22 protein-coding genes are annotated in these 25,794 nt (G+C 65.3%); 9 read left to right on the top strand and 13 right to left on the bottom strand.

Going from position 1 to position 25,794, the window contains the following annotated elements; all coding sequences use genetic code 11:
- Nucleotides 1-21: 21 nt before the first annotated feature.
- Entirely contained in the window at nt 22-492 is a 471-nt protein-coding gene (locus A9D14_RS02585; protein WP_066842708.1) for a MarR family winged helix-turn-helix transcriptional regulator, read from the bottom strand.
- Nucleotides 493-813: 321 nt separating this feature from the next.
- Between A9D14_RS02585 and A9D14_RS02580 the strand changes: the two genes are divergently transcribed.
- Entirely contained in the window at nt 814-3,729 is a 2,916-nt protein-coding gene (locus A9D14_RS02580) for a TonB-dependent receptor domain-containing protein (RefSeq protein WP_157668113.1), read from the top strand.
- Between the two features lie 171 nt (nt 3,730-3,900).
- Here A9D14_RS02580 and A9D14_RS02575 read toward each other — a convergent pair whose 3' ends face one another.
- Nucleotides 3,901-4,476 (bottom strand): hypothetical protein, encoded by a 576-nt coding sequence (locus A9D14_RS02575; protein ID WP_157668112.1) that lies wholly within the window; start codon nt 4,474-4,476, stop codon nt 3,901-3,903.
- 109 nt (nt 4,477-4,585) lie between these two features.
- Nucleotides 4,586-7,165 (bottom strand): ATP-dependent chaperone ClpB, encoded by a 2,580-nt coding sequence (clpB, locus tag A9D14_RS02570; protein ID WP_066842703.1) that lies wholly within the window; start codon nt 7,163-7,165, stop codon nt 4,586-4,588.
- 349 nt (nt 7,166-7,514) lie between these two features.
- Here clpB and A9D14_RS02565 point away from each other — a divergent pair, with 349 nt between their 5' ends.
- On the top strand, nt 7,515-10,418 hold the full coding sequence (locus A9D14_RS02565; RefSeq protein WP_066842701.1) for a M16 family metallopeptidase: 2,904 nt from the start codon (nt 7,515-7,517) through the stop codon (nt 10,416-10,418).
- Between the two features lie 82 nt (nt 10,419-10,500).
- Here A9D14_RS02565 and gatB read toward each other — a convergent pair whose 3' ends face one another.
- The 6 genes from gatB to rpsU all read right to left on the bottom strand — a co-directional run bounded on the left by gatB (nt 10,501) and on the right by rpsU (nt 14,951).
- Nucleotides 10,501-11,991 carry an Asp-tRNA(Asn)/Glu-tRNA(Gln) amidotransferase subunit GatB gene (gene gatB, locus A9D14_RS02560; RefSeq protein ID WP_066842699.1) on the bottom strand — a complete coding sequence of 497 codons (1,491 nt, stop codon included), beginning with the start codon at nt 11,989-11,991 and terminating at the stop codon, nt 10,501-10,503.
- On the bottom strand, nt 11,988-12,227 hold the full coding sequence (locus A9D14_RS02555) for a hypothetical protein (protein ID WP_157668111.1): 240 nt from the start codon (nt 12,225-12,227) through the stop codon (nt 11,988-11,990). Before A9D14_RS02555 ends, gatB begins: the two co-directional genes overlap by 4 nt.
- A complete protein-coding gene (gatA, locus tag A9D14_RS02550) occupies nt 12,224-13,708 on the bottom strand; it encodes an Asp-tRNA(Asn)/Glu-tRNA(Gln) amidotransferase subunit GatA (RefSeq protein ID WP_066842695.1) in 1,485 nt (494 codons plus the stop codon). Before gatA ends, A9D14_RS02555 begins: the two co-directional genes overlap by 4 nt.
- Nucleotides 13,708-14,010 (bottom strand): Asp-tRNA(Asn)/Glu-tRNA(Gln) amidotransferase subunit GatC, encoded by a 303-nt coding sequence (gene gatC / locus A9D14_RS02545; protein ID WP_066842693.1) that lies wholly within the window; start codon nt 14,008-14,010, stop codon nt 13,708-13,710. The genes gatA and gatC overlap by 1 nt, the downstream gene beginning before the upstream one ends.
- Before the next feature lie 72 nt (nt 14,011-14,082).
- Nucleotides 14,083-14,610 (bottom strand): FKBP-type peptidyl-prolyl cis-trans isomerase, encoded by a 528-nt coding sequence (locus tag A9D14_RS02540; RefSeq protein WP_066842691.1) that lies wholly within the window; start codon nt 14,608-14,610, stop codon nt 14,083-14,085.
- Between the two features lie 134 nt (nt 14,611-14,744).
- Nucleotides 14,745-14,951: a 30S ribosomal protein S21 gene (gene rpsU, locus A9D14_RS02535; protein ID WP_066842689.1), complete on the bottom strand. Its 207-nt coding sequence runs from the start codon at nt 14,949-14,951 to the stop codon at nt 14,745-14,747.
- 305 nt (nt 14,952-15,256) lie between these two features.
- Between rpsU and crcB the strand changes: the two genes are divergently transcribed.
- From crcB to A9D14_RS02505, 6 genes are all read left to right on the top strand, one after another.
- Entirely contained in the window at nt 15,257-15,676 is a 420-nt protein-coding gene (crcB, locus tag A9D14_RS02530) for a fluoride efflux transporter CrcB (RefSeq protein ID WP_066842682.1), read from the top strand.
- A complete protein-coding gene (locus A9D14_RS02525) occupies nt 15,676-17,007 on the top strand; it encodes an RluA family pseudouridine synthase (protein WP_066842681.1) in 1,332 nt (443 codons plus the stop codon). Before crcB ends, A9D14_RS02525 begins: the two co-directional genes overlap by 1 nt.
- Complete coding sequence (locus A9D14_RS02520) at nt 17,004-17,666, top strand: HAD-IA family hydrolase (RefSeq protein ID WP_066842680.1); 663 nt, start codon at nt 17,004-17,006, stop codon at nt 17,664-17,666. Before A9D14_RS02525 ends, A9D14_RS02520 begins: the two co-directional genes overlap by 4 nt.
- Nucleotides 17,659-17,946, top strand: a complete 288-nt coding sequence (locus A9D14_RS02515) for a hypothetical protein (RefSeq protein WP_066842678.1) — start codon at nt 17,659-17,661, stop codon at nt 17,944-17,946. The genes A9D14_RS02520 and A9D14_RS02515 overlap by 8 nt, the downstream gene beginning before the upstream one ends.
- Complete coding sequence (locus tag A9D14_RS02510; protein ID WP_066842676.1) at nt 17,943-18,656, top strand: ATP12 family chaperone protein; 714 nt, start codon at nt 17,943-17,945, stop codon at nt 18,654-18,656. The genes A9D14_RS02515 and A9D14_RS02510 overlap by 4 nt, the downstream gene beginning before the upstream one ends.
- 79 nt (nt 18,657-18,735) lie before the next feature.
- Complete coding sequence (locus A9D14_RS02505; RefSeq protein ID WP_066842674.1) at nt 18,736-19,353, top strand: flavodoxin family protein; 618 nt, start codon at nt 18,736-18,738, stop codon at nt 19,351-19,353.
- Between the two features lie 13 nt (nt 19,354-19,366).
- Here A9D14_RS02505 and A9D14_RS02500 read toward each other — a convergent pair whose 3' ends face one another.
- Genes A9D14_RS02500 through A9D14_RS02485 form a run of 4 tightly spaced genes read right to left on the bottom strand, consistent with a single transcriptional unit; the run spans nt 19,367 to nt 22,946 of the window.
- Nucleotides 19,367-19,978: an ABC-type transport auxiliary lipoprotein family protein gene (locus A9D14_RS02500; RefSeq protein WP_066842672.1), complete on the bottom strand. Its 612-nt coding sequence runs from the start codon at nt 19,976-19,978 to the stop codon at nt 19,367-19,369.
- Complete coding sequence (locus A9D14_RS02495) at nt 19,978-20,916, bottom strand: MlaD family protein (RefSeq protein ID WP_066842671.1); 939 nt, start codon at nt 20,914-20,916, stop codon at nt 19,978-19,980. The genes A9D14_RS02500 and A9D14_RS02495 overlap by 1 nt, the downstream gene beginning before the upstream one ends.
- A 12-nt stretch (nt 20,917-20,928) precedes the next feature.
- Nucleotides 20,929-21,840: an ABC transporter ATP-binding protein gene (locus A9D14_RS02490; protein ID WP_083987970.1), complete on the bottom strand. Its 912-nt coding sequence runs from the start codon at nt 21,838-21,840 to the stop codon at nt 20,929-20,931.
- The gene (locus A9D14_RS02485; protein ID WP_066842669.1) at nt 21,840-22,946 is read right to left on the bottom strand and encodes an ABC transporter permease; all 1,107 of its coding nucleotides are present in this window, start codon (nt 22,944-22,946) and stop codon (nt 21,840-21,842) included. Before A9D14_RS02485 ends, A9D14_RS02490 begins: the two co-directional genes overlap by 1 nt.
- Nucleotides 22,947-23,084: 138 nt before the next feature.
- On the opposite strand from A9D14_RS02485, the gene A9D14_RS02480 reads away from it, so the two are divergent.
- Nucleotides 23,085-25,793 (top strand): valine--tRNA ligase, encoded by a 2,709-nt coding sequence (locus tag A9D14_RS02480; protein ID WP_066847999.1) that lies wholly within the window; start codon nt 23,085-23,087, stop codon nt 25,791-25,793.
- The last annotated feature ends 1 nt before the right edge of the window (nt 25,794 follow it).

The following is a 25,794-nucleotide window of genomic DNA, read 5'->3' as shown; positions in this document are numbered from 1 at the left end:
ATGGGCGACCGCCCCCGGAACTCACTCGTCATCGGCACATGCATCCAAATCAATATCCCGGACCTTGGCGAAGAGCTTGTCGAGCGTCTTGCTGAAATCCCTGCGCTCCTTGGCTGAAAGACAGCTCATGATCTCGGCCTCCATGCGCAGGGCGAGGGGCATTACACGCGCGTGAAGAGCCGTGCCCTTCTCTGTCAATTCGAGCAGATGAGAACGGCCGTCGAAGGTATTGCGATCCCGCTTCACCAGTTCGCCGTCGACCAGCGCCTTGCATGCGCGGTTCACGGCAACCTTGTCCATGAAGGTGGCACCGACCAGCTGGCGCTGCGTCAGCGGCCCGACATCACCCAGAACCGCCATCACGCGCCATTCCGTCTGCTTCAGATCGAATTGCGATCGATACTCCACCGCAATACGCTGGCTAACCGCGTTCGAGGTAATGGAAAGACGATAGGGAAGGAATTCTGCAAGGCGCGATCTCTCAGCCGTCATGAGCGCATCCCTGGCGCGCCCTCGCCCTTGCGCTCATAACCCACGCAGTGGTCTTTGCGGTCTACTTCCATCCCGATCCCCTCGGTCCCATCGAGAGCCCTCCCGATCCGTCGATCCCGTTCGTTCACACCCCAAGCAATCCGACATGTCACCCTGGGCAAACAGGGCGGGCCGTCGTCGGAATCTATAAGGCCACAGTCGTTGTTGCGAATGTGCAACGCTACATTTCAAAAACGTTACTCCTGATACCATCGCTTTTGCAATCACAAAGCGAATGGTCAATCAACGCGAAGCTTCAGTTCGCGTACGGGTGAATTGAAGTTGGAATACTGGGGCCGACAGCAGCCGAAGCCCTGGGGCCATCTTATAGGGACTGCAATTATGAAACTCACTCACATCCGGAAGCCGGCGCTTCGCGCTGGCACGGCACTCGGGGTCGTGGCGCTTATCGGCACCACCCCCGCGTTTGCTCAGGTCGAGCCGCAGGCGCAGACCGAAGCCGAAGTGGAAGCCGCACAGTCAGAAGCCATCATCGTCACCGGCTCGCGCATCACCAACCCGAATCTCGAACAGTCGAGCCCGGTGAACGTGGTTGGCGAAAACGAGATCTCGCTTCGCCAGGCGACCAATGCCGAAGAACTGTTGGGCCAGCTTCCGGGCGTGGCACCGGGCATCGGCAACAACGTCAACAATGGCAGCGGCGGTTTCGCTACCTTCAACCTGCGCAACCTCGGTTCGAACCGCAACCTGATCCTGCTCGACGGCACTCGCCTCGTGCCTTCCAGCACTGCGTCGCAGACCGACCTCAACATCATTCCGATCGCGCTGATCGAACGCGTCGACATCCTGACCGGCGGTGCATCCTCGGTGTATGGCGCCGACGCGATCTCGGGTGCCGTGAACTTCGTCACCAAGCGTGATTTCGAAGGCGCGAACGTCACCACCTCGATTGGCCTGAACGAAGACGGCGACGGCAAGCGTTTCCGCACCGACGTCACGTTGGGTGCCAATCTCGACGACGGCCGCGGCAATGCCGTGCTGAACGTCGGTTACCAGACGATCGACCCGGTGCTTCAGGGCGACCGCGATGTTTCCAGGCAGACGCTGTTCGTCGGCGGCCAGGAGCTCGGTTCGGGCACGGCAGTTCCGACTCGCCTCAACGGCGATCAGTATGATCCGGAAACCGGCTCGCTGGTTCCGTATTACAGCAGCTTTAACTTCGCACCCTTCAACTACTTCCAAACCCCGATGGAACGTTTCAACGTTTACGGTCAGGCAAACTACGAAGTTGCCGACTCGATCGAGCTTTATGCGAAGGGCATGTTCACGAAGTCGACCGTTTCGCTGGCCCTTGCCCCGTCGGGCATGTTCGGCGACACGTGGCAGCTTCCGCTGAACAACGCGTTCCTCACGCCGGCAATCCAGGCACAGCTCTGCGCCGACAACGAAATCGCGGATTGCGCCGGCGCCATCGCAAGCGGCACCGAAGTAGCGACCACGATCAATCGTCGCTTCGTCGAAATGGGTCCCCGCGAAACCGATTATGTCACCAATCAGTTCCAGATCTGGGCCGGTGCGCGCGGCGCCCTGACCGAACTTCTGGACTGGGACCTCTACGGTACCTACGGCGAATCGGATCGTACCGAAACCAACGTCAACTGGGGCCTCAAGTCGCGTGTGCAGCAGGCTCTCCGCACGACTGATGCCGAAACCTGCCTTGACGATTCGAACGGCTGCTATCCGATCAACCTGTTCGGTGACGGGCAGTCGATCGATCCGCAGTCGATCGCTTTCTTCAATGCTCCTGCGATCGGAACGACCAAGACGACCCTTTCGGTCGTCAGCGGGAACATCAGCGGCGACCTGACTCCGGAAGGGTTCCTCTTCGCCCAGACCCCGATCGGTGTCGCTGTCGGTTCGGAATATCGCCGTTACCGCGCTGCACAGCAGTCCGACGCCGCAAGCGCGACGCAGGACGAAGTGCTTGGCACCGGTGCGCCCGCTCCCTCGTTCTCGGGTGAGTATGACGTCTGGGAAGTCTTTGGCGAAGCAATCGTCCCGCTGGTCGAAGACGTGCCGTTCATCTACAACCTGTCGGCCGAAGTCGGCGCTCGCTATTCGGAATATTCGAATGCAGGCAGCACCTTCACCTGGAAGGCCGGCGGTAACTGGGAAGTCGCACCGGGTTACAAGATCCGCGGCATCTACCAGCGTTCGGAACGTGCACCCAACATCGGCGAACTGTTCGATCCGGTCACCACGGGCCTGTCGAACCTGGCGTTCGATCCTTGCCAGGGCGCCAATCCGGTTGGCAATGCCACGCTGACGAATATCTGTATCTCGCAGGGTGCTCCGGCTGGTCAAATCGGCCAGATCCCCGAGCCGAATGCTGGGCAGATCAACGCCACGAGCGGCGGCAATCCCGATCTGGAAACCGAAAAGGCTGACTCCTGGACGCTTGGTGCGGTCCTGACTCCGCTGTCGGTTCCCGGCCTGTCGCTGACCGTCGATTACTACAACATCAAGGTAACCGACGCGATCACCACCCCGACACCGGGCGACATCCTCGATCCGTGCTATGAGGATTTCAACGAGGATGCCTGCGCGCTGATCGTCCGTAATCCGCTCAATGGCTCGCTCAACGGTGGTGGCGACACTCCGGGTCTGCTGCTGAACCTTACCAACCAGGGCACCATCAAGACCTCGGGTGTCGATGCTCGTCTTACCTACGCGCTTCCCACCGGCTTCGGCGGTGTGAATTTCGACGTCACCGGCAACTGGACCAAGGAGTATTACTTCAAGGCCTCGCCGACGTCGGATGCGCTGATCTGTTCGGGTGAATACGGCGTTGATTGCGATCCCCCGCAGCCGGAATTCAGCTTCAACACGCGCGTCGGGCTCGATTTCGGCACCGCCGGTGAATTCTCGGTGCTGTGGACCTGGATGGACGCACTCAAGTATGAAGAGCTGAACGACGAAGGCTTCGTGCTTGAAGATTCGGGCATCCTGCCCGAGTACACGGAGATCGGTGCGCGCAGCTATTTCGATGCGACCTACCGCAACCAGATCACCGACAACCTGCGGATGACGTTCTCGGTCTTCAACCTGCTGGACAAGAAGGCTCCGATCGTATCGTCCTACATCGGTTCGACGGCCTACAACTCGGGTAACACCTATCCGAGCAACTATGACGTACTTGGCCGCCGCTTCATGCTGACGGCTGACCTCAGCTTCTGATCGGTACACCGAGACGAAGATGAAAAGGGGGGTGGAGGCTTCGGCCTCCACCCCCCTTCCTTTTTGCGCCTGAAGATTTAAGCGCGATCGCGATACCGCTCCACCGGCGACCGTCGCACGTCGCGCGTTTCACACAAGCCGCCGCACCGTTATGCGCTGCCGCCAGCGGAATCAGCGAACGCGCTGCACCCCCATGAATCCGTTGCGATTGGGAACGCGCAGCCGGTACCCGCCGAAGTCGCTCGACGATATGGTCGCCTCCCAGCCCCGGCGAAGCCCCCGCAGATTGCCGTTCCCGGTCTCTCGCCACAATTGCCCGTTGTCGAACAGGATTACCGTGCTGCGCCTCTCGTTCACCAGCACGTCCTCGATCGTCATGGTCATCGTGAAATTGCCTTCTTCATCACGGTCCAGACCGGCGGCATAAGCCGCGTCCGCCCCGGCATCTGCGAAAGGCCCGGGTCCGGCGTCCTGCCTTTCGCGCTGGGTCAGGCCAAAGGTGTCGGCACTCAACTGCGCATCGCGCCGCTCTTCGGCAGCACGAATTTCCGGCAGCCGGTCAAGCGCCATGTCGAAGCATGCCAGCCGCTCTGCATTCTCGCTGATCGATCCGCATTCCGCGAACGGCGCCAGAAGGCGCGATTCCCGCTCCTCCTGTGCGTGTGCGACGGGCGAAGCCAAGGAGACGGCCAGGAAAGCCAACGCCGCCGCCGCCGAGGTGGAACCAGTTTGTTTCGCCTTCTTCATCCAGCTTTTCCAATACATGCAGGCATCCGCCTGTCAGATGGTCAGAACGCTAACAGCGCGCCCGCCGGGGTCAAGCCGATCGGGCACGCCGCCATGAGTGCAGACCGGATCAGGCGACCGAGATATTCAGCGCCCCGTCCCCCTCGTCGATATGCACCGTCGATCCGTCGGGAACCTGCCCGCCCAGCAGCATGTCGGCCAGCGGGTCCTGCACATAGCGCTGGACCGCGCGCTTCAGCGGCCTTGCGCCATAGACCGGATCGTAGCCGACCCGTCCCAGCCAGCGCTTGGCCGCGTCGGTCAGGTCCAGCACGATCTTGCGGTCCTTCAGCAGCTTCTGCACGCGCTTCACCTGGATCTCGACGATTGGCGCCATGTGTTCGGCGCCAAGGCGGTGGAACAGGATGATCTCGTCCAGCCGGTTGAGGAACTCGGGGCGGAAATGCCCGCGCACCACGTCCATCACCTGCGGCTCGACATCCTCCACCTTCTGCCCGTCGTCCATGTTGGCAAGGTACTGGCTACCCAGGTTCGAGGTCAGGATGATCAGCGTGTTCGAAAAATCGACCACGCGGCCCTGCCCGTCGGTCAGACGGCCATCGTCCAGCACCTGCAGCAGCACGTTGAAGACGTCGCTGTGCGCCTTCTCGACCTCGTCGAACAGCACGACCTGGTATGGCCTGCGCCGCACGGCCTCGGTCAGCACGCCGCCTTCCTCATAGCCGACATAGCCCGGAGGAGCGCCGATCAGCCGGGCAACCGCGTGCTTCTCCATGAACTCCGACATGTCGATGCGGACCATCGCGCTGTCGTCGTCGAACAGGAATTCGGCCAGGGCTTTCGTCAGCTCGGTCTTGCCGACGCCCGTGGGGCCCAGGAACAGGAAGCTGCCCAGCGGGCGGTTCGGATCTTGCAGGCCCGCACGCGCGCGGCGCACCGCCTTTGACACCGCCTGCACCGCCTGTTCCTGCCCGATGACGCGGGTGCCGATGACCTCCTCCATCTTGAGCAGCTTCTCGCGCTCGCCCTCCATCATCCGGTCGACTGGCACGCCGGTCCAGCGGCTGACGACACCGGCGATGTCGTCCTCGGTCACTTCCTCGCGCAGCAGCGCGTTTTCTGACTGCGCGGCGGCTTCGGACAGCTGCTTTTCCAGCGCCGGGATCTTGCCGTATGACAGCTCGCCCGCCCTGGCGAGGTCGCCCGCGCGCTGCGCCTGTTCCAGCTCGATGCGGGCCTGGTCCAGCTCTTCCTTGATCTTGCCCTCGGCCGCGATCTTGTCGCGCTCGTTCTGCCAGCGGGTGGTCAGCTCGCTCGACTGCTGCTCAAGGTTCGCCAGTTCCTCGCGCAGCGAGGCCAGCCGGTCCTGCGACGCGGAATCGGTTTCCTTCGACAGCGCCGATTCCTCGATCTTCAGCTGGATGATCCGGCGGTCGAGGTTCTCGATCTCCTCGGGCTTGGACTCCACCTCCATGCGGATGCGGCTGGCGGCCTCGTCCATCAGGTCGATCGCCTTGTCGGGCAGGAAGCGGTCCGAGATATAGCGGTTCGACAGCGTCGAGGCCGCGACGATCGCCCCGTCGGTGATGCGCACGCCGTGGTGAAGCTCGTACTTCTCCTTCAGCCCGCGCAGGATCGAGATCGTGTCCTCGACCGTAGGCTCGCCCACGAACACTGGCTGGAAACGCCGCTGCAGCGCGGGGTCCTTCTCGACATATTTCTGGTATTCATCCAGCGTGGTCGCGCCGATGCAATGCAGCTCACCGCGGGCGAGCGCGGGCTTCAGCAGATTGCCCGCGTCCATCGCGCCTTCGGATTTGCCCGCGCCGATCAGCGTGTGCATCTCGTCGATGAACAGGATGATCTCGCCCTCTGCGCCCTTCACCTCGTCCAGCACGCTCTTCAGCCGTTCCTCGAACTCGCCGCGATATTTCGCGCCCGCGATCAGGCTGCCCATGTCGAGCGCCATCAGGCGGCGATCCTTGAGCGAATCCGGCACGTCGCCATTGGCGATGCGCAGCGCCAGCCCCTCGGCAATGGCGGTCTTGCCCACGCCGGGCTCGCCAATCAGCGCGGGATTGTTCTTGGTGCGGCGGGCCAGGATCTGCACGGTGCGGCGGATTTCCTCGTCGCGGCCGATCACGGGATCCAGCTTCCCCTCGCGCGCAGCCTCGGTCAGGTCGCGGGCGTATTTCTCCAGCGCGTCATAGCTTTCCTCGGCGCTGGCGGTATCGGCCTTGCGCCCGCCGCGCAGCTCGGTAATCGCCGCCTCCAGCGCCTGCGGAGTCAGGTTCGCAGCCTTCAGCGCCTGCCCTGCAGACGTCGTGGTCGCCAGGGTCAGCGCCAGCAGCAGCCGTTCCACGGTGACATAGCTGTCGCCCGACTTGGTCGCCAGCTGCTCGGCCTGGTCCAGCATGCGCACGGCATCGTTGTCCAGGCCCGGCGTCTGCTGCGCCCCGCCGCCCGACACCTGCGGCACCTTGCCCAGCGCCTCGTCGATCTCGGCCTGCGCGAAACCGGCATTGCCGCCCGCGCGCTGGATCAGGCCGGATGCCATGCCCTCGCCGTCTTCCAGCAGGGCCTTCAGAATATGCGCCGGGCTGATCCGCTGATGGTTCATGCGGATCGCCACGGTCTGCGCCGCTTGCAGGAAGCCCTTGGCGCGATCGGTGAATTTTTCCAGATTCATGGGATGTTGCCCCTCATTGCCTTGGCAGGCCAATTGACGCCGAAGGCCCAACAGCGGCACCTTCGATCCAACACAAGATAGTGTTGCCTATTTACAACACAAGCCTCCTGCACCCGTTTTTGAGACGCGTTTTTCGCTGCCGGCATGAATTTCGGACAGCGCCCGGCAATTTCAACCCTGCCCCGGACGCCCCTGATCGACGAAAACGCGATTCCCTTCGACGAAAGTCCGCAATTGGCTGGAAACCGCCGCTCCTTTTGATAACAGTAGCAACCATCTGCGCGGGCAGGCACCCTTCCACCGGATGGAAAGGAAGACCGGGCACGCGCCATTTCGGACTGGAGATCTCATGCGCCTCAATACAAGGCTGCTCATCGCCGCCTCGGCCGTCTCGATCATGGCTGCCCCCGCCGCGACCGCACTCGCCAACCAGGCTATCCCCGCGGCCCCGGCCCAGGCCGAACCCGCCCCACTGGAAGAGCTGATCGCGGGCGTCGACATTCCGTACCAGATGTTCACGCTTGAAAACGGCCTGACCGTGCTGGTCCACGAAGACCGCAAGACACCCGTCGTGGCGGTTTCGGTCTGGTACGGCGTCGGATCCAAGCACGAGCCGCGCGGCAAGACCGGCTTTGCCCATCTGTTCGAGCATCTGATGTTCAACGGGTCGGAAAACGCCCCCGGCGATTTCTTCGAACCGCTGCAGCAGGTCGGCGCGACCGATTTCAACGGCACTACCTGGTTCGACCGCACCAACTATTTCCAGACTGTGCCGACCGGCGCGCTCGATACCGCGCTGTTCCTCGAATCCGATCGCATGGGCCACCTGCTGGGCGCGGTGACGCAGGAAAATCTCGATAACCAGATCGGCGTCGTCCAGAACGAGAAGCGGCAGGGCGACAACCAGCCCTTCGGCATGGTGGAATACGAACAGCTCGAGACGCTCTATCCCTCGGGCCATCCCTATCATCACTCGACCATCGGCTCGATGGACGATCTTTCCGGCGCCACGCTGGAGGATGTGAAAAGCTGGTTTACCGGCCATTACGGGCCCAACAATGCCGTGCTGGTGCTGGCGGGCGACATCGATGTCGAAACCGCCAAGCAAAAGGTGAACCGCTGGTTCGGCTCCATCCCCGCCGGGCCGGAGATCGAGCCGGTGGAGGCTCCCGTCCCTACGCTCGACGCGCCGGTGTCCAAGGTGATCTACGACCAGGTGTCGACCCCGCGCGTCTATCGCCTGTGGGCAATTCCGGGCCTGAACGACCAGGACGCGGTGCCGCTGGAAATGGCGGCGCGCGTGCTGGGCGGCCTTGCGTCCTCGCGACTCGACAACCAGCTCGTGCGCGGCAAGCAGCTGGCCGTCTCGGCGGTCGCGCAGACCAGCACCTTCGCGCAGGCCGGACAGTTCGAGGTCTATGCCGATCTGAAGCCGGGCGTGGAACTGGCCGATCTCGAGGCCGCACTCGATGCCGAGCTTGCCGACCTGATCGCCAATGGCCCGACCGAGGACGAGCTGCAGCGCGCCGCCACCCAATATGCGGCGGCGGAAATCCGCGGGCTCGACAATCTGGGCGGGTTCGACGGCAAGGCGCCGACGCTGGCGCAGGGCCTGCTCTATGCGGACGATCCGGAATTCTACAAGAAGCGGCTGGCCCGCATCGCCTCCGTCACGCCCGAGGAAGTGCAGAACGCGGCAATCCGCTGGCTCGACCGGCCGGTGTTCCGCCTGACCGTCATGCCCGGCAAGCGTCAGGAAGGCGGCGAGAACCGCGGCGGCTATGTCACCGGCAAGACGCCGCCGATGCGCACGCCCGAATATTTCTGGCAGCCCGGCAGCATGACCGGCCCCGTGGTCGCGGCTCCCAAGGCGGAACCGGACCGCTCCTCGCTGCCTGCGATGGGCGATCTGCAGCCGCTCGAATTTCCCGACATCCAGCGCGCCGTTCTGAACAACGGGATGGAGATCTACCTCGCGCAGCGCGAAGGCGTGCCGATGATCACCGCGCAGATCAGCTTCGATGCGGGCCACGCCGCCGATCCCAAGGACGCGCTGGGCACCCAGTCGCTGATGCTGGAAGCGATGGACGCCGGCACCACCACGCTGGACGCGACCGAACTGGCGATCGCGCAGGAACGTCTTGGCGCCTCGATCAGCGGAAGCGCCAATCGCGACAACACCGTGTTCACCCTCTCGGCGCTGGAGCCCAATCTGGCGCAGAGCTTCGCGCTGCTGGCCGATTACGTACGCAACCCCGCGTTCGACACCAGCGAGCTGGAGCGTGTCCGCAGCCAGCAGCTCAACCGCATCAATGCCGAGAATACGCAGCCGTTGGCGGTCGCGCAAAAGGTGCTGATGCCCGCGATCTACGGCCCGGCCCATCCCTATGGCGTTCCGCCAAGCGGTCTGGGCGAAGCCAGCGTCGTGACCGAACTGACCACGCAGGACCTGCGCAAGTTCCATTCGACCTGGCTGCGGCCCGACCAGGCGCGGCTCTATGTCGTGGGCGACGTGACGATGGAGCAGGTCACCAGCCTTGCCCGGCAGGCGTTCGGCAACTGGGCGCGCCCTTCCGCCCCTGCGCCTGAGAAAAACTTCGACGTCGCGCTGCCCGCGCCGCAACCGCGCGTGATCCTGATCGACCGGCCCGCCTCGCCGCAGTCGATGATCTTCGCGGGCAAGGTGATCGACAAGAAGGGTACCGACGACCTCGTCGCGCTGGATGCCGCGAACAGCGTGCTGGGCGGCAGCTTCCTGTCACGCCTCAACTCGGACCTGCGCGAGACCAAGGGCTGGTCCTATGGCGTGCGCAGCCTGCTCGTCTCGCCCGAAGAGCAGGTCGCCTTTGCGGTCTATGCGCCGGTCCAGGCCGACCGCACCGGCGATTCAATCGCGGCGCTGCGCGAACAGATGGACGGCTTCCTCACCGCCAACGGGGTGAGCGAGGACGAGCTGGTCCGGACGGTGAATGGCGAAGTGCGCGGCCTGCCCGGCACGTTCGAGACGAGCGGCGGCGTGCTGGCCGGCCTCGTCAATATCGTCGAGCTGGACCGCCCGGACAATTACTACGAGCTGCTTCCCGCCAAGTACGAAGCGCTGACCCCCGCCATGCTCGACCAGGTCGCGCGCGAGCAGAACTTGGACGACGGCCTCGTCTGGGTCGTGGTGGGCGATGCGGCGACGGTGCGCCCGCAGCTCGACCAGCTGGGCCTGACGGTCGAAACCGCGACCGTGGGCGAAGCGGCCGAATAATCGGCAACGCACAAAGGAAAAGGGGCGCCGGTCAGGCCATGACCGGCGCCCCTTTTCGTCTGGCCTCGTCGCGGCGCAAAGGTCAGCCCAGCTTGGCCTTCAGCACATCGTTCACCACGGCGGGATTGCCCTTGCCCTTCATCGCCTTCATCGTCTGGCCGACGAAGAAGCCGAACAGCTTGTCCTTGCCGCCGCGATATTCGGCGACCTTGTCCTCGTTGGCGGCCAGCACCTCGTCGATCACCGCCTCGATCGCACCGGTGTCGCTGTTCTGCTTCAGCCCCTCGGTCTCGGCGATCTCGTCCGGTTCGCGGCCGGTCTTCAGGACGATCTCGTAGATCTCCTTCGCCTGCCCGCCCGACACGACATTGGCCGCCGCCAGCGCCAGGATGCCCGCATTGGCAGCGGTGGTATCGTTCGCCTCCACCGCGCCTTCGGTGGCGTTCTTCACGCCCGGCGCGACCGACAGCACCCAGTTGGCCACCTGCGTCGCGACGTCCTTCTCCGGCTTGCCGGTCTTGTCGGCGGTCGCCGCCAGCACATCCTCGAACCTATTATAGACGTCGACATCGGCGGTCAGCTGGTTCGCGTTATAGGCGGTCAGCCCCAGCTCGTTCTCATACCGGTGGCGCTTGGCGTCGGGCAGTTCGGGCAGCGATTCCCGGCAATCGTGCAGGAACGCATCGTCCAGCTCCAGCGGCAGCAGGTCCGGATCGGGAAAATAGCGATAGTCATGCGCGTCTTCCTTCGACCGCATGGTGCGCGTTGTGCCGGTGTCGGGATCGAACAGGCGGGTTTCCTGGTCGACCTTGCCGCCCGATTCCAGCACGTCGATCTGCCGGTTCGCCTCATACTCGATGACCTGCATCACGAAGCGCACCGAATTGACGTTCTTCGTCTCGGTCCGCGTGCCGAATTCTTCCCCTGCCTTGCGGACGGACACGTTGACGTCGGCCCGCATCGATCCTTCCTCCATGTTCCCGTCGCACGACCCGACATAGCGCAGGATCGAACGCAGCTTGCGCACATAGGCGCCCGCCTCAGCGGGCGAGCGCATGTCGGGCTTCGACACGATCTCCATCAGCGCGACGCCGCTGCGGTTGAGGTCGACATAGGACATGGTCGGATGCTGGTCGTGCATCAGCTTGCCCGCGTCCTGTTCGACATGGATGCGCTCGACACCGATACGCTTGGTGTTCTCGGGATCCTTGTCGTCCGGCGCGATGTCCAGATGCCCCTCGCCCACCAGCGGATGATAGAGCTGGCTGATCTGGTAGCCCTGCGGCAGGTCGGCGTAGAAATAGTTCTTGCGGTCGAACCGGCTCCACTTGTTGATCTGCGCGTCGATCGCCATGCCGGTGCGCACCGCCTGGCGGATGCATTCGCGGTTCGGCACGGGCAGCATGCCCGGCATCGCGGCATCGACCAGCGACACCTGCGTATTGGGCTCCGCCCCGAACGCGGTCGCGGCCGAGGAGAACAGCTTGGCCTGCGAAGTGACCTGCGCGTGGACTTCCAGGCCGATCACGACCTCCCACTCGCCCGTTGCGCCGTGAATACGATATTCGCTCATTCTTCGTCCCAGTTCAGTTCGGCAGCGCGCTTGATCGCGGCGAATTGCTTGTCGAGGATCGGCATGATCCGCGACGAGAGTTCGTCCGGCAGATGCTCCAGCGTCCGGGCCACGCCTTCCAGCGACACATCGACGTCGCGCGGCGAGACGAGGCCCGTGCTCGCGATCATCCGGATCGACTGCAGCGAGGCGTTCAGCGATGCCATCGCCAGAGTATATTCCGGCGAGACGTTCACCACCACCGGTCCGGCGTCGCCACGAAACCCGCCGCCTTCTCGATCGCCAGCCCGGCGTTCAGCACGCCTTGCTCGTCGAAGGCCTTGCCGATGATCTGCAGGCCCAGCGGCAGCCCCTCGCGGTTCATGCCGGCCGGAACGCTCATCGCCGGCAGCCCGGCAAGGCTGGCGGGCACCGCGAACACGTCGTTCAGATACATCGCCAGCGGATCGCTCGTCTTCTCGCCCAGCGCGAAGGCTGCGGTCGGGCAGGTCGGGGCGAGGATCACGTCGCACTGCCCGAAGGCCTTGGCAAAATCCTGGGCGATCAGCGTGCGGATCTTCTGCGCCTGGTTGTAATAGGCGTCATAGAAACCCGCGCTCAGCACATAGGTGCCGATCATGATGCGGCGCTTGACCTCGGGCCCGAAGCCGTCGGCGCGGGTCGCGGCATACATGTCCTGCAGCCCGGCGCCATCGGGCAGGTCGCGCAAGCCGTAACGCACCCCGTCATAGCGCGCGAGGTTCGAGGACGCCTCGGCAGGTGCGATGATGTAATAGGCGGGCAGCGCATATTTGGTATGCGGCAGCGAGATGTCGACGATCTCGGCGCCCGCGTCCTTCATCCACGCGATGCCCTCGTCCCAGCTTTTCGCGACATCCTCGTCCATCCCGTCCATGCGGTATTCGCGCGGTATGCCGATGCGCTTGCCGGTCATGTCGGGGTTCAGCCCCGCTTCCCATTCGGGCACCGGCATGTCGAGCGAGGTCGCATCCTTTGGATCGAATCCCGCCATCGCCTCGAGCATGATGGCGCAGTCGCGCGTGTCGCGCGCCATCGGCCCTGCCTGGTCGAGCGACGAGGCAAACGCCACCACGCCCCAGCGCGAGCAGCGGCCATAGGTGGGCTTGATCCCGGTGATGCCGGTGAAGGCCGCTGGCTGGCGGATCGATCCGCCGGTATCGGTGCCGGTCGCCGCCGGTGCCAGACGCGCCGCCACCGCCGCCGAGGATCCGCCCGACGAACCGCCGGGGGCCAGCGCCGCATTGCCGCCATCCTTCCTGCGCCACGGGCTGATGACATTGCCGAAATAGCTCGTCTCGTTCGACGAACCCATCGCGAACTGATCCAGGTTCAGCTTGCCCAGCATGCCCGCGCCCGCGTCCCACAGTTTCTGCGACACGGTCGATTCGTACTGCGGAGTAAAGCCCTCAAGGATGTGGCTGGCCGCGGTGGTCTGCACGCCCTTGGTGGCGAACAGGTCCTTCATGCCGATCGGCACGCCGCCCATTTTGCCCAAGGGTTCGCCCGCGGCGCGCTTGGCATCGACCGCCTTGGCCGCATCGACCGCCGCTTCGGGGGTCGCCACGATAAAGGCGTTGAGGCTGCTGGCCGCCGCGACATTGGCGTTGAACGCCTCCGCCACCTCGACCGCGGTGAATTCGCCGCCCGCGACACCGTCGCGGATCGCCGCGACGCCCAGTTCGGTCAGATTGCTCATTATTCGATCACCTTGGGCACGCCGAAGAAACCGTGTTCGGCGGCGGGCGCGTTGGCCAGCACGTCCTCGCGCCGGTTGCCGCCGGTCAGCGGGTCGGCATCGACCACGTCATCGCGCAGCCGCAGCGTGCCCGGAATGACCGCGGTCATCGGCTCGACGCCGGTCACGTCGACCTCGCCAAGCTGTTCGACCCAGTCGAGGATCTGGTTGAGTTCGGGAACGAACGCCTCGGCTTCCCCGTCGCGCAGGGCGATGCGGGCCAGCGAGGCGATCTTTTCGACCGTTGCTTTATCGACAGACATGGCGGCGCGATTAGCTTGCCATCGCGCCCATGCCAAGCGTCTGTTGACGTGCCGGGTGCTTAATCCCCGCGCTTATTGCCCGGCGGGCACGCCTTGGGGTGCACCCTGCGGCGGCGCCATGCCGCCAAGGCCCATCTGCTGCATCTGCTGCTGGATCGCGCGCAGCTCTGCTTCGGAACGGAAATCGATCAGCTCGACGGTGAAGGTCAGGTCGGCATTGGGGGGAATGCGGTCGCCCGCCCCTTCCGCGCCATAGGCCTGGTCGGCGGGGATGAACACCTCGTACCGGCCGCCGCGCTTCATCTGCTGCAGCGCCTGGCCAAAGCCGGGCACCACGCCCGCCACCGGGAAGATCGCGCCATCGGCCGAATCGAAGACGGTGCCGTCGGCCAGCCTGCCTTCGTAGTTCACGTTCACGATGTCCTCCATCGTGGGCGAACCGCCAGTGCCTTCGGACAGGGTGGTGACTTCCAGCCCCTGATAGCGCGTCGCCCATGCGGCGCCCGCAGCCAGCAGCACCGCGATGGCGATACCGATCCAGAGCTTGGAGAGGATACCCTTGCCGATCGGCTGAAGCGGGACGCGAGTGATTTCCGTCATGATGTGATGCGCTTTCCGTAAGAGATGCAAAAAGGGCGCGGGAAGGAAGTTCCCGCGCCCCTTTGGCTTATGCGGCGACAAGGTTCAAGCGGCTAGCGATGCGGGCCCGCACGGCCGCTCCGAACCTTCAGTCCTTAGCGAACGCCGTCGCGTTCCATCCGCTTGCGCTCCAGCTTGCGGGCGCGGCGAACGGCAGCGGCCTTTTCGCGGGCGCGCTTCTCGCTGGGCTTCTCGAAGTGGCGACGCAGCTTCATCTCGCGATAGACGCCCTCGCGCTGCAGCTTCTTCTTGAGTGCACGGAGAGCCTGGTCGACATTGTTATCGCGAACGATGATTTGCATAAAACGCTATTACCTCGGTTTCTGACAGGACACCTGCGGGAAGCGAATCGCCGCGAGCGCCGTGTGATCTGCTTAAAAATACTGCGTGGGCCGAATCCCCACGGGACCGGCCTGAACCGGCGGCGCCGCTAACAGCACGGACCCCGCAAAGCAAGCGCGCTTGTTAAGGGAATCGGCCGGATGCATCCACCAACTGTTGCGTTACTACCACAAAAGGCCCATCGGACGCAAATCCACAGGCAAAGAAGGTCGATGACCACTACCCCTTTCGCCGAGCCCCCTCCCCCGTTACACACAATGGTTCCATGGCAACGCCGCTTTCACATCTTGCCGCATCGCTTCTCGTCGCCCTGGGCGGCGGCACGGGGGCCGTGCTGCGCTATCAGCTGGGGCGGCTGGTGACGCATCTGTCGCCGCCGCAGGCGCTGGCTTTCCCGTGGGCCACGCTGACGGCCAATGCGCTGGGCAGTGCGGCGATGGGCGTGCTGATCGCCTGGCTCGCCCGCCACGACGCATCGACCGGCGGGGGCGGCGAGCCATGGCGCCTGCTGCTGGGCGTCGGCCTGCTGGGCGGCTTCACTACATTCTCCAGCTTCTCGATGGAAACCGTGCTGCTGTGGCAGCGCGGCGAAGCGGGGCTGGCACTCATCTATATCATCGCTTCGCTGGTGCTGGGTCTTGCTGGACTGGTCGCAGGCCTGACATTTGCACGAGGGACCCTTTGATGCCTGAACAATTCCCGGCTCAAGAGGATACGATCCGCCGCTTCACCGTGGGCCACGACGACGATGGCGCGCGCCTCGACCGGTGGTTCAAGCGGCACATGCCGCAGATCGGTTTCAACACCATCTCGCGCTGGGCGCGCACCGGCCAGATCCGCGTCGACGGCAAGCGCGCCAAGCCCGAGGACCGGATCGTCGCGGGGCAGGAAATCCGCGTCCCCCCCGGCGGCGAAAGCCTGTCAAAGGGGCCGCAGCGCCAGCGCATCCAGCTGAGCGACGAGGAACTGGCCGAGGCGGACGAGATGGTCCTTCACCGCGACCGCGCCGCCATCGTGCTGAACAAGCCGCCCGGGCTTGCCACGCAGGGCGGCACCGGCACCAAGCACCACGTCGACCGCCTGCTCGAAGCCTTCGTGCCGGAAGAAGACAGCAAGGTCCCCCGCCCGCGCCTCGTCCACCGGCTCGACAAGGATACGTCGGGCGTGCTGCTGACCGCCGCCACCCCGGGCAGCGCCGCGTTCTTTTCCAAGCGGTTCTCGGGCCGCAGCGCCAAGAAGATCTACTGGGCGCTGGTGACGGGCGTGCCCGACATCTCGGCCGGCACCATCGACCTCGCGCTGGCGAAGCAGCCCGGCACCGGGGGCGAAAAGATGATGCCCGATCCCGAAGGCCAGCCCGCCCGCACGAAATATCGCGTCGTCGACCGCGCGGGCAACCGGGCCGCCTGGGTAGAGCTCGAGCCGCTGACGGGCCGCACCCACCAGCTGCGCGTGCATCTGGCCGCGATCGGCCATCCCATCGTGGGCGACGGCAAATATGGCGGGCAGGCCGCGTTCCTGACCGGCAGCATCAGCCGCAAGATGCACCTGCATGCCCGGCGCCTGATCATCGACCATCCCGATGGCACGCCGCTCGACGTCACGGCACCGCTGCCCGACCATTTCGCGGCCAGCATGCAGCAGCTCGGCTTCGACGAGAATGCGTCTGCCGCCCTGCCCGAGGAAGGCCCCCCGCCCCCCTCGCGCGAGGACAGGAAGATCGCCGCGCGCCGCCATGCCAAGGATCTGCGCAAGGAACGCCGGGGCGAACGCCGCGACCGAACCACCGGATCGCCCAAGCCCGGCAAGCCGACCACCAAGCGTTCGGACGCAGCGGCCCCGTTCGAGAAGGGCGGGGTCAAGCGGAGCGGCGTGAAGAAGGGAAAGGGTAGCCCGCAACCTGCCGCCAAGTCATCCGGCAGGTCATCCGGCAAGCCCGCTGGCAGGCCGCCTGGCAAAGCTGCCGGCAAGCCCGCATCCCGAAAGCCCTCCCCCCGAAAGCCCGGCAGCAGATGAGCCGGATCGCCATTTTCGATTGCGACGGCACGCTGGTCGACGGACAGGCCAATGTGTGCGAGGCAATGGAGGAGGCGTTTGCCGCAGCATCCCTCGCCGCGCCGTCGCGCGCGCTGATCCGCCGCGCGGTGGGCCTGTCGCTACCGCAGGCGATGGGCTTGCTGCTGCCCGAAAGCACGCCCGATCAGCAGGAAATGCTGGCCGAGAGCTATCGCATCGCGTTTCGCGAACACCGCCGCCAGGGCCGCATCGACGAGCCCCTGTTCGAAGGCATCGGCCCCTTGCTCAGGCGGCTGCACCAGGATGGCTGGCAGCTGGCCGTCGCGACCGGCAAGTCGCGGCGCGGCCTGCGCCACTGCCTGGCCGCGCACGGCATCTCCGATCTGTTCTGCAGCCTGCAGACCGCCGACGACCACCCGTCCAAACCCGATCCCGCGATGATCACCGCCGTGCTCTGGGAAACCGGGGCGCAGGCACAGGACGCGGTGATGATCGGCGACACCAGCTTCGACATGCTGATGGCCAGCGCCGCGGGCGTGCGCGCGATCGGCGTCGACTGGGGCTATCACCATGCCGAGGAACTGCTGGCGACCGGCGCCGACCGCGTCGTCGACACGGTCGAGGAGCTGGCCGCCATGCTCACGGTGCCCCATGGCTGATCCCGCGGCGGCGCGTTTCTTCGCGATGCAGCTGGCGCGCATGGCCGGCGTGGCCGTCGCGGTCTATGGCCTGCTGGCGGCGGCGGCCGACATTCCCTGGCCCGATGGACTGCCCCGCTGGCTGGGCTTCGTGCTGCTGGTCGCCGGCATGGCCGAAGCGCTGCTGGTGCCGCGCATGATGGCCCGTGCCTGGAACAGCGAGGCGCTGGCTCGCAGGTCGTCGCAGGCCCGCAACTCATCGGGATCCCACAACTCATCGGACGACCGGCTCCTGCCATGAAGCGTTTCTACAAGGATGTCGACGTCAGGGCCGAGGCTGGCGGCTGGCAGGTCACGCTCGACGGGCGCGGACTGAAGACGCAGGGCGGCGCGCCGCAGATCGTGCCGACGCGCGCATTGGCCGATGCGCTGGCGCAGGAATGGGCCGCGCAGGGCGAGACGATCGATCCCGCGGGCTTCGTGCTGCGCGACATGGCCGATTACGCGATCGACCGCGTCTCGCGCGATCCCGTCATCGCCATCGCCGCGATCATGCCCTTCGCCGAAACCGATACGCTGTGCTACCTCGCCGATGAGGGCGATGCACTGCGCGAACGGCAGGAAGAGGTCTGGGAACCGCTGGTGCTCGCCGCGGAAAAGGCGCTGGATTGCCGCTTTTCGCGCGTGACCGGCATCACCTATGCGCCGCATCCCGCCGAAACTCGCGCCCGCATCGCCGAAGATCTGGCCGCGATGGACGGCTTCACCCTGGCCGCGCTGCAGAACCTGGCTAGCCTGTCCGCCTCGCTGATCGCCGGGCTCGCGGCGCTGGACGGCGGGCAGGACGCCGAAACATTGTTCGCCGCGGCCAATCTGGAAGAGGACTGGCAGGCGCAGCAATGGGGCTGGGAAGCCGAGGCGCTTTCCCGCCGCGACGCGCGGGCGCGCGGCTTCGCACTGGCGCGGGATTTCGCGCTTCTGGCCCGGGACGCCGACGCACCCGAACCCTGACCCTGCACCTTGGGGCCATCTTGAAGGCGGAACCTTAACGCCGCCCGCCCGCTTCTTCGGCAAACAAGGAGAAGCCCCCATGTCCACCAACACCCCCACGGCCATCGCCATCAACTGCACGCTGAAAGGCGACGAAAGCGCCGTATCGTCCACCGATTCGATGATCCAGGTCGTGCAAAAGGCCTTTGCCGAGCATGACGTGAAGGTCGCCCGCACCATCCGCGCCGCCGCGCACAACATCCTGCCCGGCGTAACCTCGGACGAGGGCGAGGGCGACGACTGGCCATCGCTGCGCGAAGAGATCCTGAAGCACGACATATTGATCTTCGGCACCCCGATCTGGATGGGCCAGATCAGTTCGGTCGCCAAGCGCGTGCTGGAACGGATGGACGCCTTCCTGTCCGAAACCGACGACCAGGGCCGCATGCCCAGCTATGGCAAGCTGGCGGTGTGCTGCATCGTCGGGAACGAGGATGGCGCGCACTGGGCGTCCTCGCAGATCTTCCAGTCGCTGAACGACACCGGCTGGACCATCCCGCCGGTCGCCAATTGCTACTGGGTCGGCGAGGCGATGGGATCGACCGATTTCAAGGACCTGAAGCAGGTGCCCGACAAGGTTACCCAGACGGCCGCGATGGTCGCATCGAACGCGGCCCATCTGGCAGGCCTGCTGAAAGGCAGCCCGTTCCCCGGCTGACGCAGCCTGTCGCCTAGCCTTGAAACCCGCCCATCCATTGCGCCACCGATGCGGCAACCTCGTTCGCCGCATCGTTGAGCGCGGGCGCCACATAGATCGAATCCGCCGCGATGCCCGGCACGCTGTGCGAGAACCGCTGCGCGTTGATGTTGCCCTCGGGATCGACGCGCACCGCGTCATAGGTGACGGTCACCGACATCGACGGCACGTCATAGCCCATCTCGACCAGCCGGCCATACAGGCGCGTGCGATTGGGAAGGCCCGGATCGGCACCCGCGATCACCAGGCGTCCCGTGGAAACGCGCAGGGTTTCGGCCAGCAATCCCTGAAACAGGCGCGAGGGATGGTCGACGTAGAACGCGTTCTGCAGATAGGCGACGCTCGATGGGTCGATCTGCACCGGCACGCGATTGACGTCCAGCCGATCCTCGACCTCGGGTTCGAACACGAAGATGGCAGAATCCACCGTGCCCTGGCTGGTCGCGCCGGCCGGCGCGGTGGTGCGCGCGGTCAGGGTAATCAGCTGCTCCGGCGGGTCGCCGCCCGCGCCGATGCTGACGCATGACGCCAGCAAGGCGGCCGGCAATGCGGCGGCTGCCAGGGAAAGAACGCGCTTCACAATCATCACGGCTCATACTCCGGCAGGGGCTGGCTGTTCAGGAAGGCCCCCGCACCATCGTCGTTCAGCTTTTCGGTCACATTGCGCAGCGCCCGCGTGGTGGCGCGCAGGTCGCGGATCGCGGCCTCGGTCTCGGGCAGAGTGCTCGACGACAGCTGCTGCGCGGCAGGCCGCACGTCGTCGATCGTCGCCTCCAGCGTGGTCATCGCACTCTCGGCGCTCTGCAGCGTCTGGCGCAGCTGGTCGGCCAGCGACTGCCCCTCGCCGTTCACCAGCCGATCGGTCGATTGCGCCACGCGCTCGAACTCGGCCAGGGTCTGCGTCGCCTGCCGCAGCGTCGCCTGCAGCTCGGCCATGGTCTGGTCGATCCGCGGCGTCGCCTCGGCAAGGTCGCGCGTCATGCGGTTGGTGTTCTGCAGGATGCCCTCGATCGATTCCTGGTTCTGGTCGGACAGCACCATGGTCAGCCGCTCGGTCAGATTGGCCAATCGCTCCATCAGCAGCGGGGCATTGGTCAGCAATTCGCCCAGCCCGCCGCGCTTGGTCGGGATCACGGGCACGCCTTCGGGCCCCGGCTCGGTAATCGGCGGAGCGCCGCGCACCGCGCCTTCCATCTGGATGGTCGATACGCCGGTGAAGCTGCCCTGGATCGTCGCGGTGGTGCCCTGCAGGATCGGCACCTCCTCGTCCACCGTGACGCGCACGCGCACGAATTCAGGGTCCTTCTCCCACAGCTCGATCCGGGTCACCTTGCCGACGGGGACGCCCGCATAGGCAACTTCGGACCCGCGGGCCAGGCCGCTGACCGACTGCTTGAAGAAGATGTCGTATTCGTTCTGCGCGCCTTCGTTCAGCCGGGCGATCCAGATGACGAATGCGGCGGCCATCGCCAGCAGCAACAGGGTGACGGCCCCCACCCAGATATGATTTGCCCGCGTTTCCATCGTTGCCTGCCCCTATGCCCTGTCGGGCCCTGTCTTGTCCATCGCACCCGCATCGCGCCTGTTGTCAGGGTTGTCCCGCGACGTCGCATAGGATGCCTCGGCCGCGCGCCCGCGCGGCCCGTTGAAATATTCCTGGATCCACGGATGGTCGGTCGCCAGCAGTTCGGGGATCGTGCCCACCGCGATCACCTTCTTGTCCGCCAGCACCGCCACCCGGTCGCAGATCGCGTGCAAGGTGTCGAGGTCGTGGGTGATCAGGAAGACGGTCAGCCGCAGCGTATCGGCCAGCTCGCGCGTCAGCCGGTCGAACGCTGCCGCGCCGACCGGGTCCAGCCCCGCCGTCGGCTCGTCCAGGAACAGAAGCTCGGGATCGAGCGCCAGCGCGCGCGCCAGCCCGGCGCGCTTCTTCATGCCGCCCGACAGTTCCGATGGATATTTGCTCGCCGCCTCGGCCGGCAGGCCCGACAGCACCACCTTGTAGCGCGAGATCTCGTGCCGCAGCCTCGCCGCGATCTCGGGATAGAACTGCTTCAGCGGCACCTCGACATTCTCGGCCACGGTCAGGGTCGAGAACAGCGCGCCGCCCTGGAACAGCACGCCCCAGCGCGAACGGATGCTTTCGTCGTCGCGGTTGTCCGGATCGGTCAGGTCGCGGCCCAGCACCTCGATCCTGCCGGCGGTCGGCGTCTGCAGCCCGATGATCGATCGCATCAGAACCGACTTGCCGGTGCCCGATCCGCCGACCACGCCCAGGATCTCGCCCCGCTTCACCTTCAGCGACAGATGCTCGTGCACCACCTGCGGGCCGAACGCGTTGGTCAGGTCCTCGATCACGATCGGATATTCGCCGTCGAAGGAAGGCGGCGTGAAGCTGGCCTTTTCCTTGGCCTGCTCGATCAGGTCGCGTGAACGTTCGCTTGGCATCAGCCCCACCCGATCTCGGTAAAGAAGATGGCGAAGAACGCGTCCAGCACGATCACCGCAAAGATCGCCTGCACCACCGCCATGGTGGTCCGCTTGCCCACTTCCTCGGCATTGCCGGACACCTGCATGCCCTGATAGCAGCCAGCCAGCGCCACGATCAGCCCGAACACCGGCGCCTTGATCGTGCCGACCCACACGTCGGTCAGCGGGACGACCTCGCGGATGCGCTGCAAAAAGGTGAAGAACGGGATGTCGAGCGCGAAATTGGCGATGAACGCACCGCCGACGATCGCCAGCACCGATGCGAAAAAGCCAAGCGGGATCATCATCAGCACGGCTGCCAGAATGCGCGGCAGGATAAGCCGTTCCATCGGCGACACGCCGATCACCCGCATCGCGTCCACTTCCTCGGTCAGCTTCATCGTGCCGATCTGCGCGGCAAAGGCGCTGCCCGACCGGCCCGCGACCATGATCGCGGTCATCAGCACGCCCAGCTCGCGAAAGGCCAGCCGCCCGGTCAGGTTGATGGTGTAGATCTCGGCCCCGAACTGCGCCAGCTGCACCGCGCCCTGCTGCGCGATCACGATGCCGATCAGGAAGCTCATCAGCCCGATGATGCCCAGCGCCGATACGCCCACCAGCTCGAACTGGCGGACCAGCGCGGTCATCGGAAAGCGGCGGGGATGGCGGATCACCGATCCCAGCGCCAGCATGGTGGCGCCCAGGAAGTCGACGACGCCGACCACGCCGCGTGCCCAGCCGAACATCCTCTCGCCGACCGAACTGGTCACGCGCTCCGCCAGGTTCAGCCGCGGCGGGGTGATGTCGGCACTGCTGGAACAGGTCTCCACCGTGTCGAGCAGGCGCCTGGCCTTGTTGCTCGGGCCGTCGATGCGCGCGTCAAGCGTTCGCGAGGCGCGCATCACCACCCAGGCGCCGACCGTGTCGATATTGGTCGCGCCGGAAATGTCGATGGCATGCAGCGAATCAATCTCGCGCAGGCGATAGTCCAGCGGGGCGATGGACGAGACCGTCAGCGGGCCGGTCACCACCAGCACCGGGCCGCCCTCGCCCTCCTGCAAATCGAATTCGGCCCATTCGCGCATGGCACGGGTCATGGTCGAAAAACCGCCCGGTCACAAGCGTCTGGCGACATTGATGCGCCGGCGCGTTTCGCCTGCCCCCTGCAGGCCGCGTGTTTCTGGTGCTTGCCCATGCGGCTGCCCGCTGGCAAAGCGCGCCGCATGAGCGATGCTGACACCAGACCCACGAACCTGCCCAAGACCTTCGACCCCGCCGGGATCGAGGCGCGCTGGTATGCCCATTGGGAACATAATGGCCTGTTCCGCCCCGAACGCCCGGATGCCGAGGCGTTCACCATCGTCAACCCGCCGCCGAACGTGACGGGCAGCCTGCATATCGGCCATGCGCTCGACAATACGCTGCAGGACATCGTGATCCGCTACGAACGGCTGCGCGGCAAGGATGCGCTGTGGGTGGTGGGCACCGATCACGCGGGCATTGCGACGCAGATGGTGGTGGAACGCAACCTCGCCTCGCAGGGCGTGAAGCGCACCGACATGAGCCGCGAGGAGTTCATCGCCAATGTCTGGGAATGGAAAGAGGAATCGGGCGGCACGATCACCCGCCAGCTTCGCCGCCTGGGCTGTTCGATGGACTGGTCGCGCGAACAATTCACCATGGACGAGCATTTCTCGAAGGCCGTGCTCAAGGTCTTCGTGGACCTGTACAACCAGGGCCTGATCTACCGCGACAAACGGCTGGTGAACTGGGACCCGGCGCTGGGCACCGCGATCTCGGACCTCGAGGTCGAGACGCGCGAGGTGCAGGGCAGCTTCTGGCACTTCCGCTATCCGCTGGCGGACGGCGTGACGCTGGAAAGCGGTCAGGACTATATCGAGGTCGCGACCACGCGGCCCGAGACGATGCTGGCCGACATGGCCGTCGCCGTTCACCCGGATGACGAGCGCTACGCCAGCGTGATCGGCAAGGAAATCCTCCAGCCCATCACCGGTCGCCGCTTTCGCATCGTGGCGGACGAACATGCGGATCCCGAACTCGGATCCGGCGCGGTGAAGATCACGCCCGGCCACGATTTCAACGACTTCGAGGTTGGCAAGCGCGCCGGCATCGCGGCGGGCGACATGCTCAACATGCTGGATGGCAAGGCGGGCGTGGTGCAGACCGCCGACGGTCTTGTCCCTGACGAATATCTCGGCCTCGACCGGTTCGAGGCACGTACCCTGGTCGTGCAGCGGATGAAGGAAGCCGGCTTCCTGATCCCGCATGTCACAAAGGACGCGGAAGGCAACGAGACCGAGCACGACGCCGAACCGCGCACCATCGCCACGCCTTATGGCGACCGCGGCGGCGTTGTGATCGAACCCTGGCTGACCGACCAGTGGTATGTCGATGCCGCCACCCTCGCCCAAGGCCCGATCGAGGCGGTGAAGGACGGCCGGATCGAGATCGTGCCGAAAAGCTGGGAAAAGACCTTCTTCAACTGGATGGAGAACATCCAGCCCTGGTGCGTCTCGCGCCAGCTGTGGTGGGGGCACCAGATCCCGGCATGGTATGCCGAGGACGGCAGCGTCCATGTCGCGGAGACCGAGAAAGAGGCGCAGAAGCTGGCGGGCGAAGGCGTGAAGCTGACGCGCGACAATGACGTGCTCGACACATGGTTCTCCTCCGCGCTATGGCCTTTCGCGACGCTCGGCTGGCCCGACGACACGGAACTGGTCCGCAAGCATTACCCGAACTCGCTCCTCGTCTCGGGCTTCGACATATTGTTCTTCTGGGATGCGCGCATGATGATGCAGGGGATGCATTTCATGAAAGAGGTGCCGTGGCCTCGGCTTTATCTGCACGGACTGGTGCGCGCCGCCGATGGCGCGAAAATGTCGAAGTCCAAAGGCAATGTCGTCGACCCGCTGGGCCTGATCGACCAGTACGGCGCCGATGCGCTGCGCTTCTTCATGGCCGCCATGGAAAGCCAAGGCCGCGACGTGAAGATGGATGAAAAGCGGGTCGAGGGTTACCGCAATTTCGCCACCAAGCTGTGGAACGCCGCCCGCTTCTGCGAGGCGAACGGCATTGCCGCATCCACGCAGATCGCCGCTCCGCAAGCGACCAGCGCGGTCAATCGCTGGATCATCGGCGAGACCGTCGCGGCGCTCAAGGCGCTGGACGAGGCGATGGCCGCGCTGCGCTTCGACGCAGCGGCGAACACGATCTACCAGTTCGTCTGGGCCAATTTCTGCGACTGGTACCTCGAACTCATAAAGGGTCAGATCGACGCCGAAACGAGGGCCGTGGCAGGCTGGGTGCTCGACCAGATCCTCGTCATGCTGCACCCGTTCATGCCCTTCATCACCGAAGAGCTGTGGTCCAAGCTGGGCGACCGGCCCGAATACCCGCTGATCACCGCGCGGTGGCCGCAGCCGCAGGCCGACATCGACCCCGCCGCCAAGGCTGAGGTCGACTGGCTGATCGCGCTGACCACCGCGCTGCGCGGCGCCAAGAACGAGCTTGGCCTGGCCCCCGGCGCCAAGCTCGAAGCCTTCCTGCCGCAGCCCAGCGCCACCGCGAGGGAGGCGATCGCCGCCAATCCCGCCGCGCTCGACCGCGTGGCGCGGCTGTCGTCGGTGAACTTCGCCGAAGCCCCCAAGGGCGCGGCGATGCAGGTGACGGCGGGCGAGGATACGTTCGTCATTCCGCTCGAAGGGCTGATCGACATCGACGCCGAAAAGGCCCGCCTCGAAAAGGCTCTGGCCGCTTCGCAGAAGGAAGCGAAATCGCTCGAAGGCCGGTTGTCGAACGCCAATTTCACCGAGCGCGCCAAGCCCGAGGCAGTCGAAAAGGCCCGCGCCGACCACGCGCACCATTCGGCGGAAGTCGAACGGCTGACGGCAGCGCTGGCGCGGCTGGGATAGC

The organism is Croceicoccus marinus, assembly GCF_001661675.2.
GTDB classification, from domain to species: domain Bacteria; phylum Pseudomonadota; class Alphaproteobacteria; order Sphingomonadales; family Sphingomonadaceae; genus Croceicoccus; species Croceicoccus marinus.
Note: the sequence above shows the minus strand (reverse complement) of the source record. Positions and strands in the feature narration are given on the sequence as shown.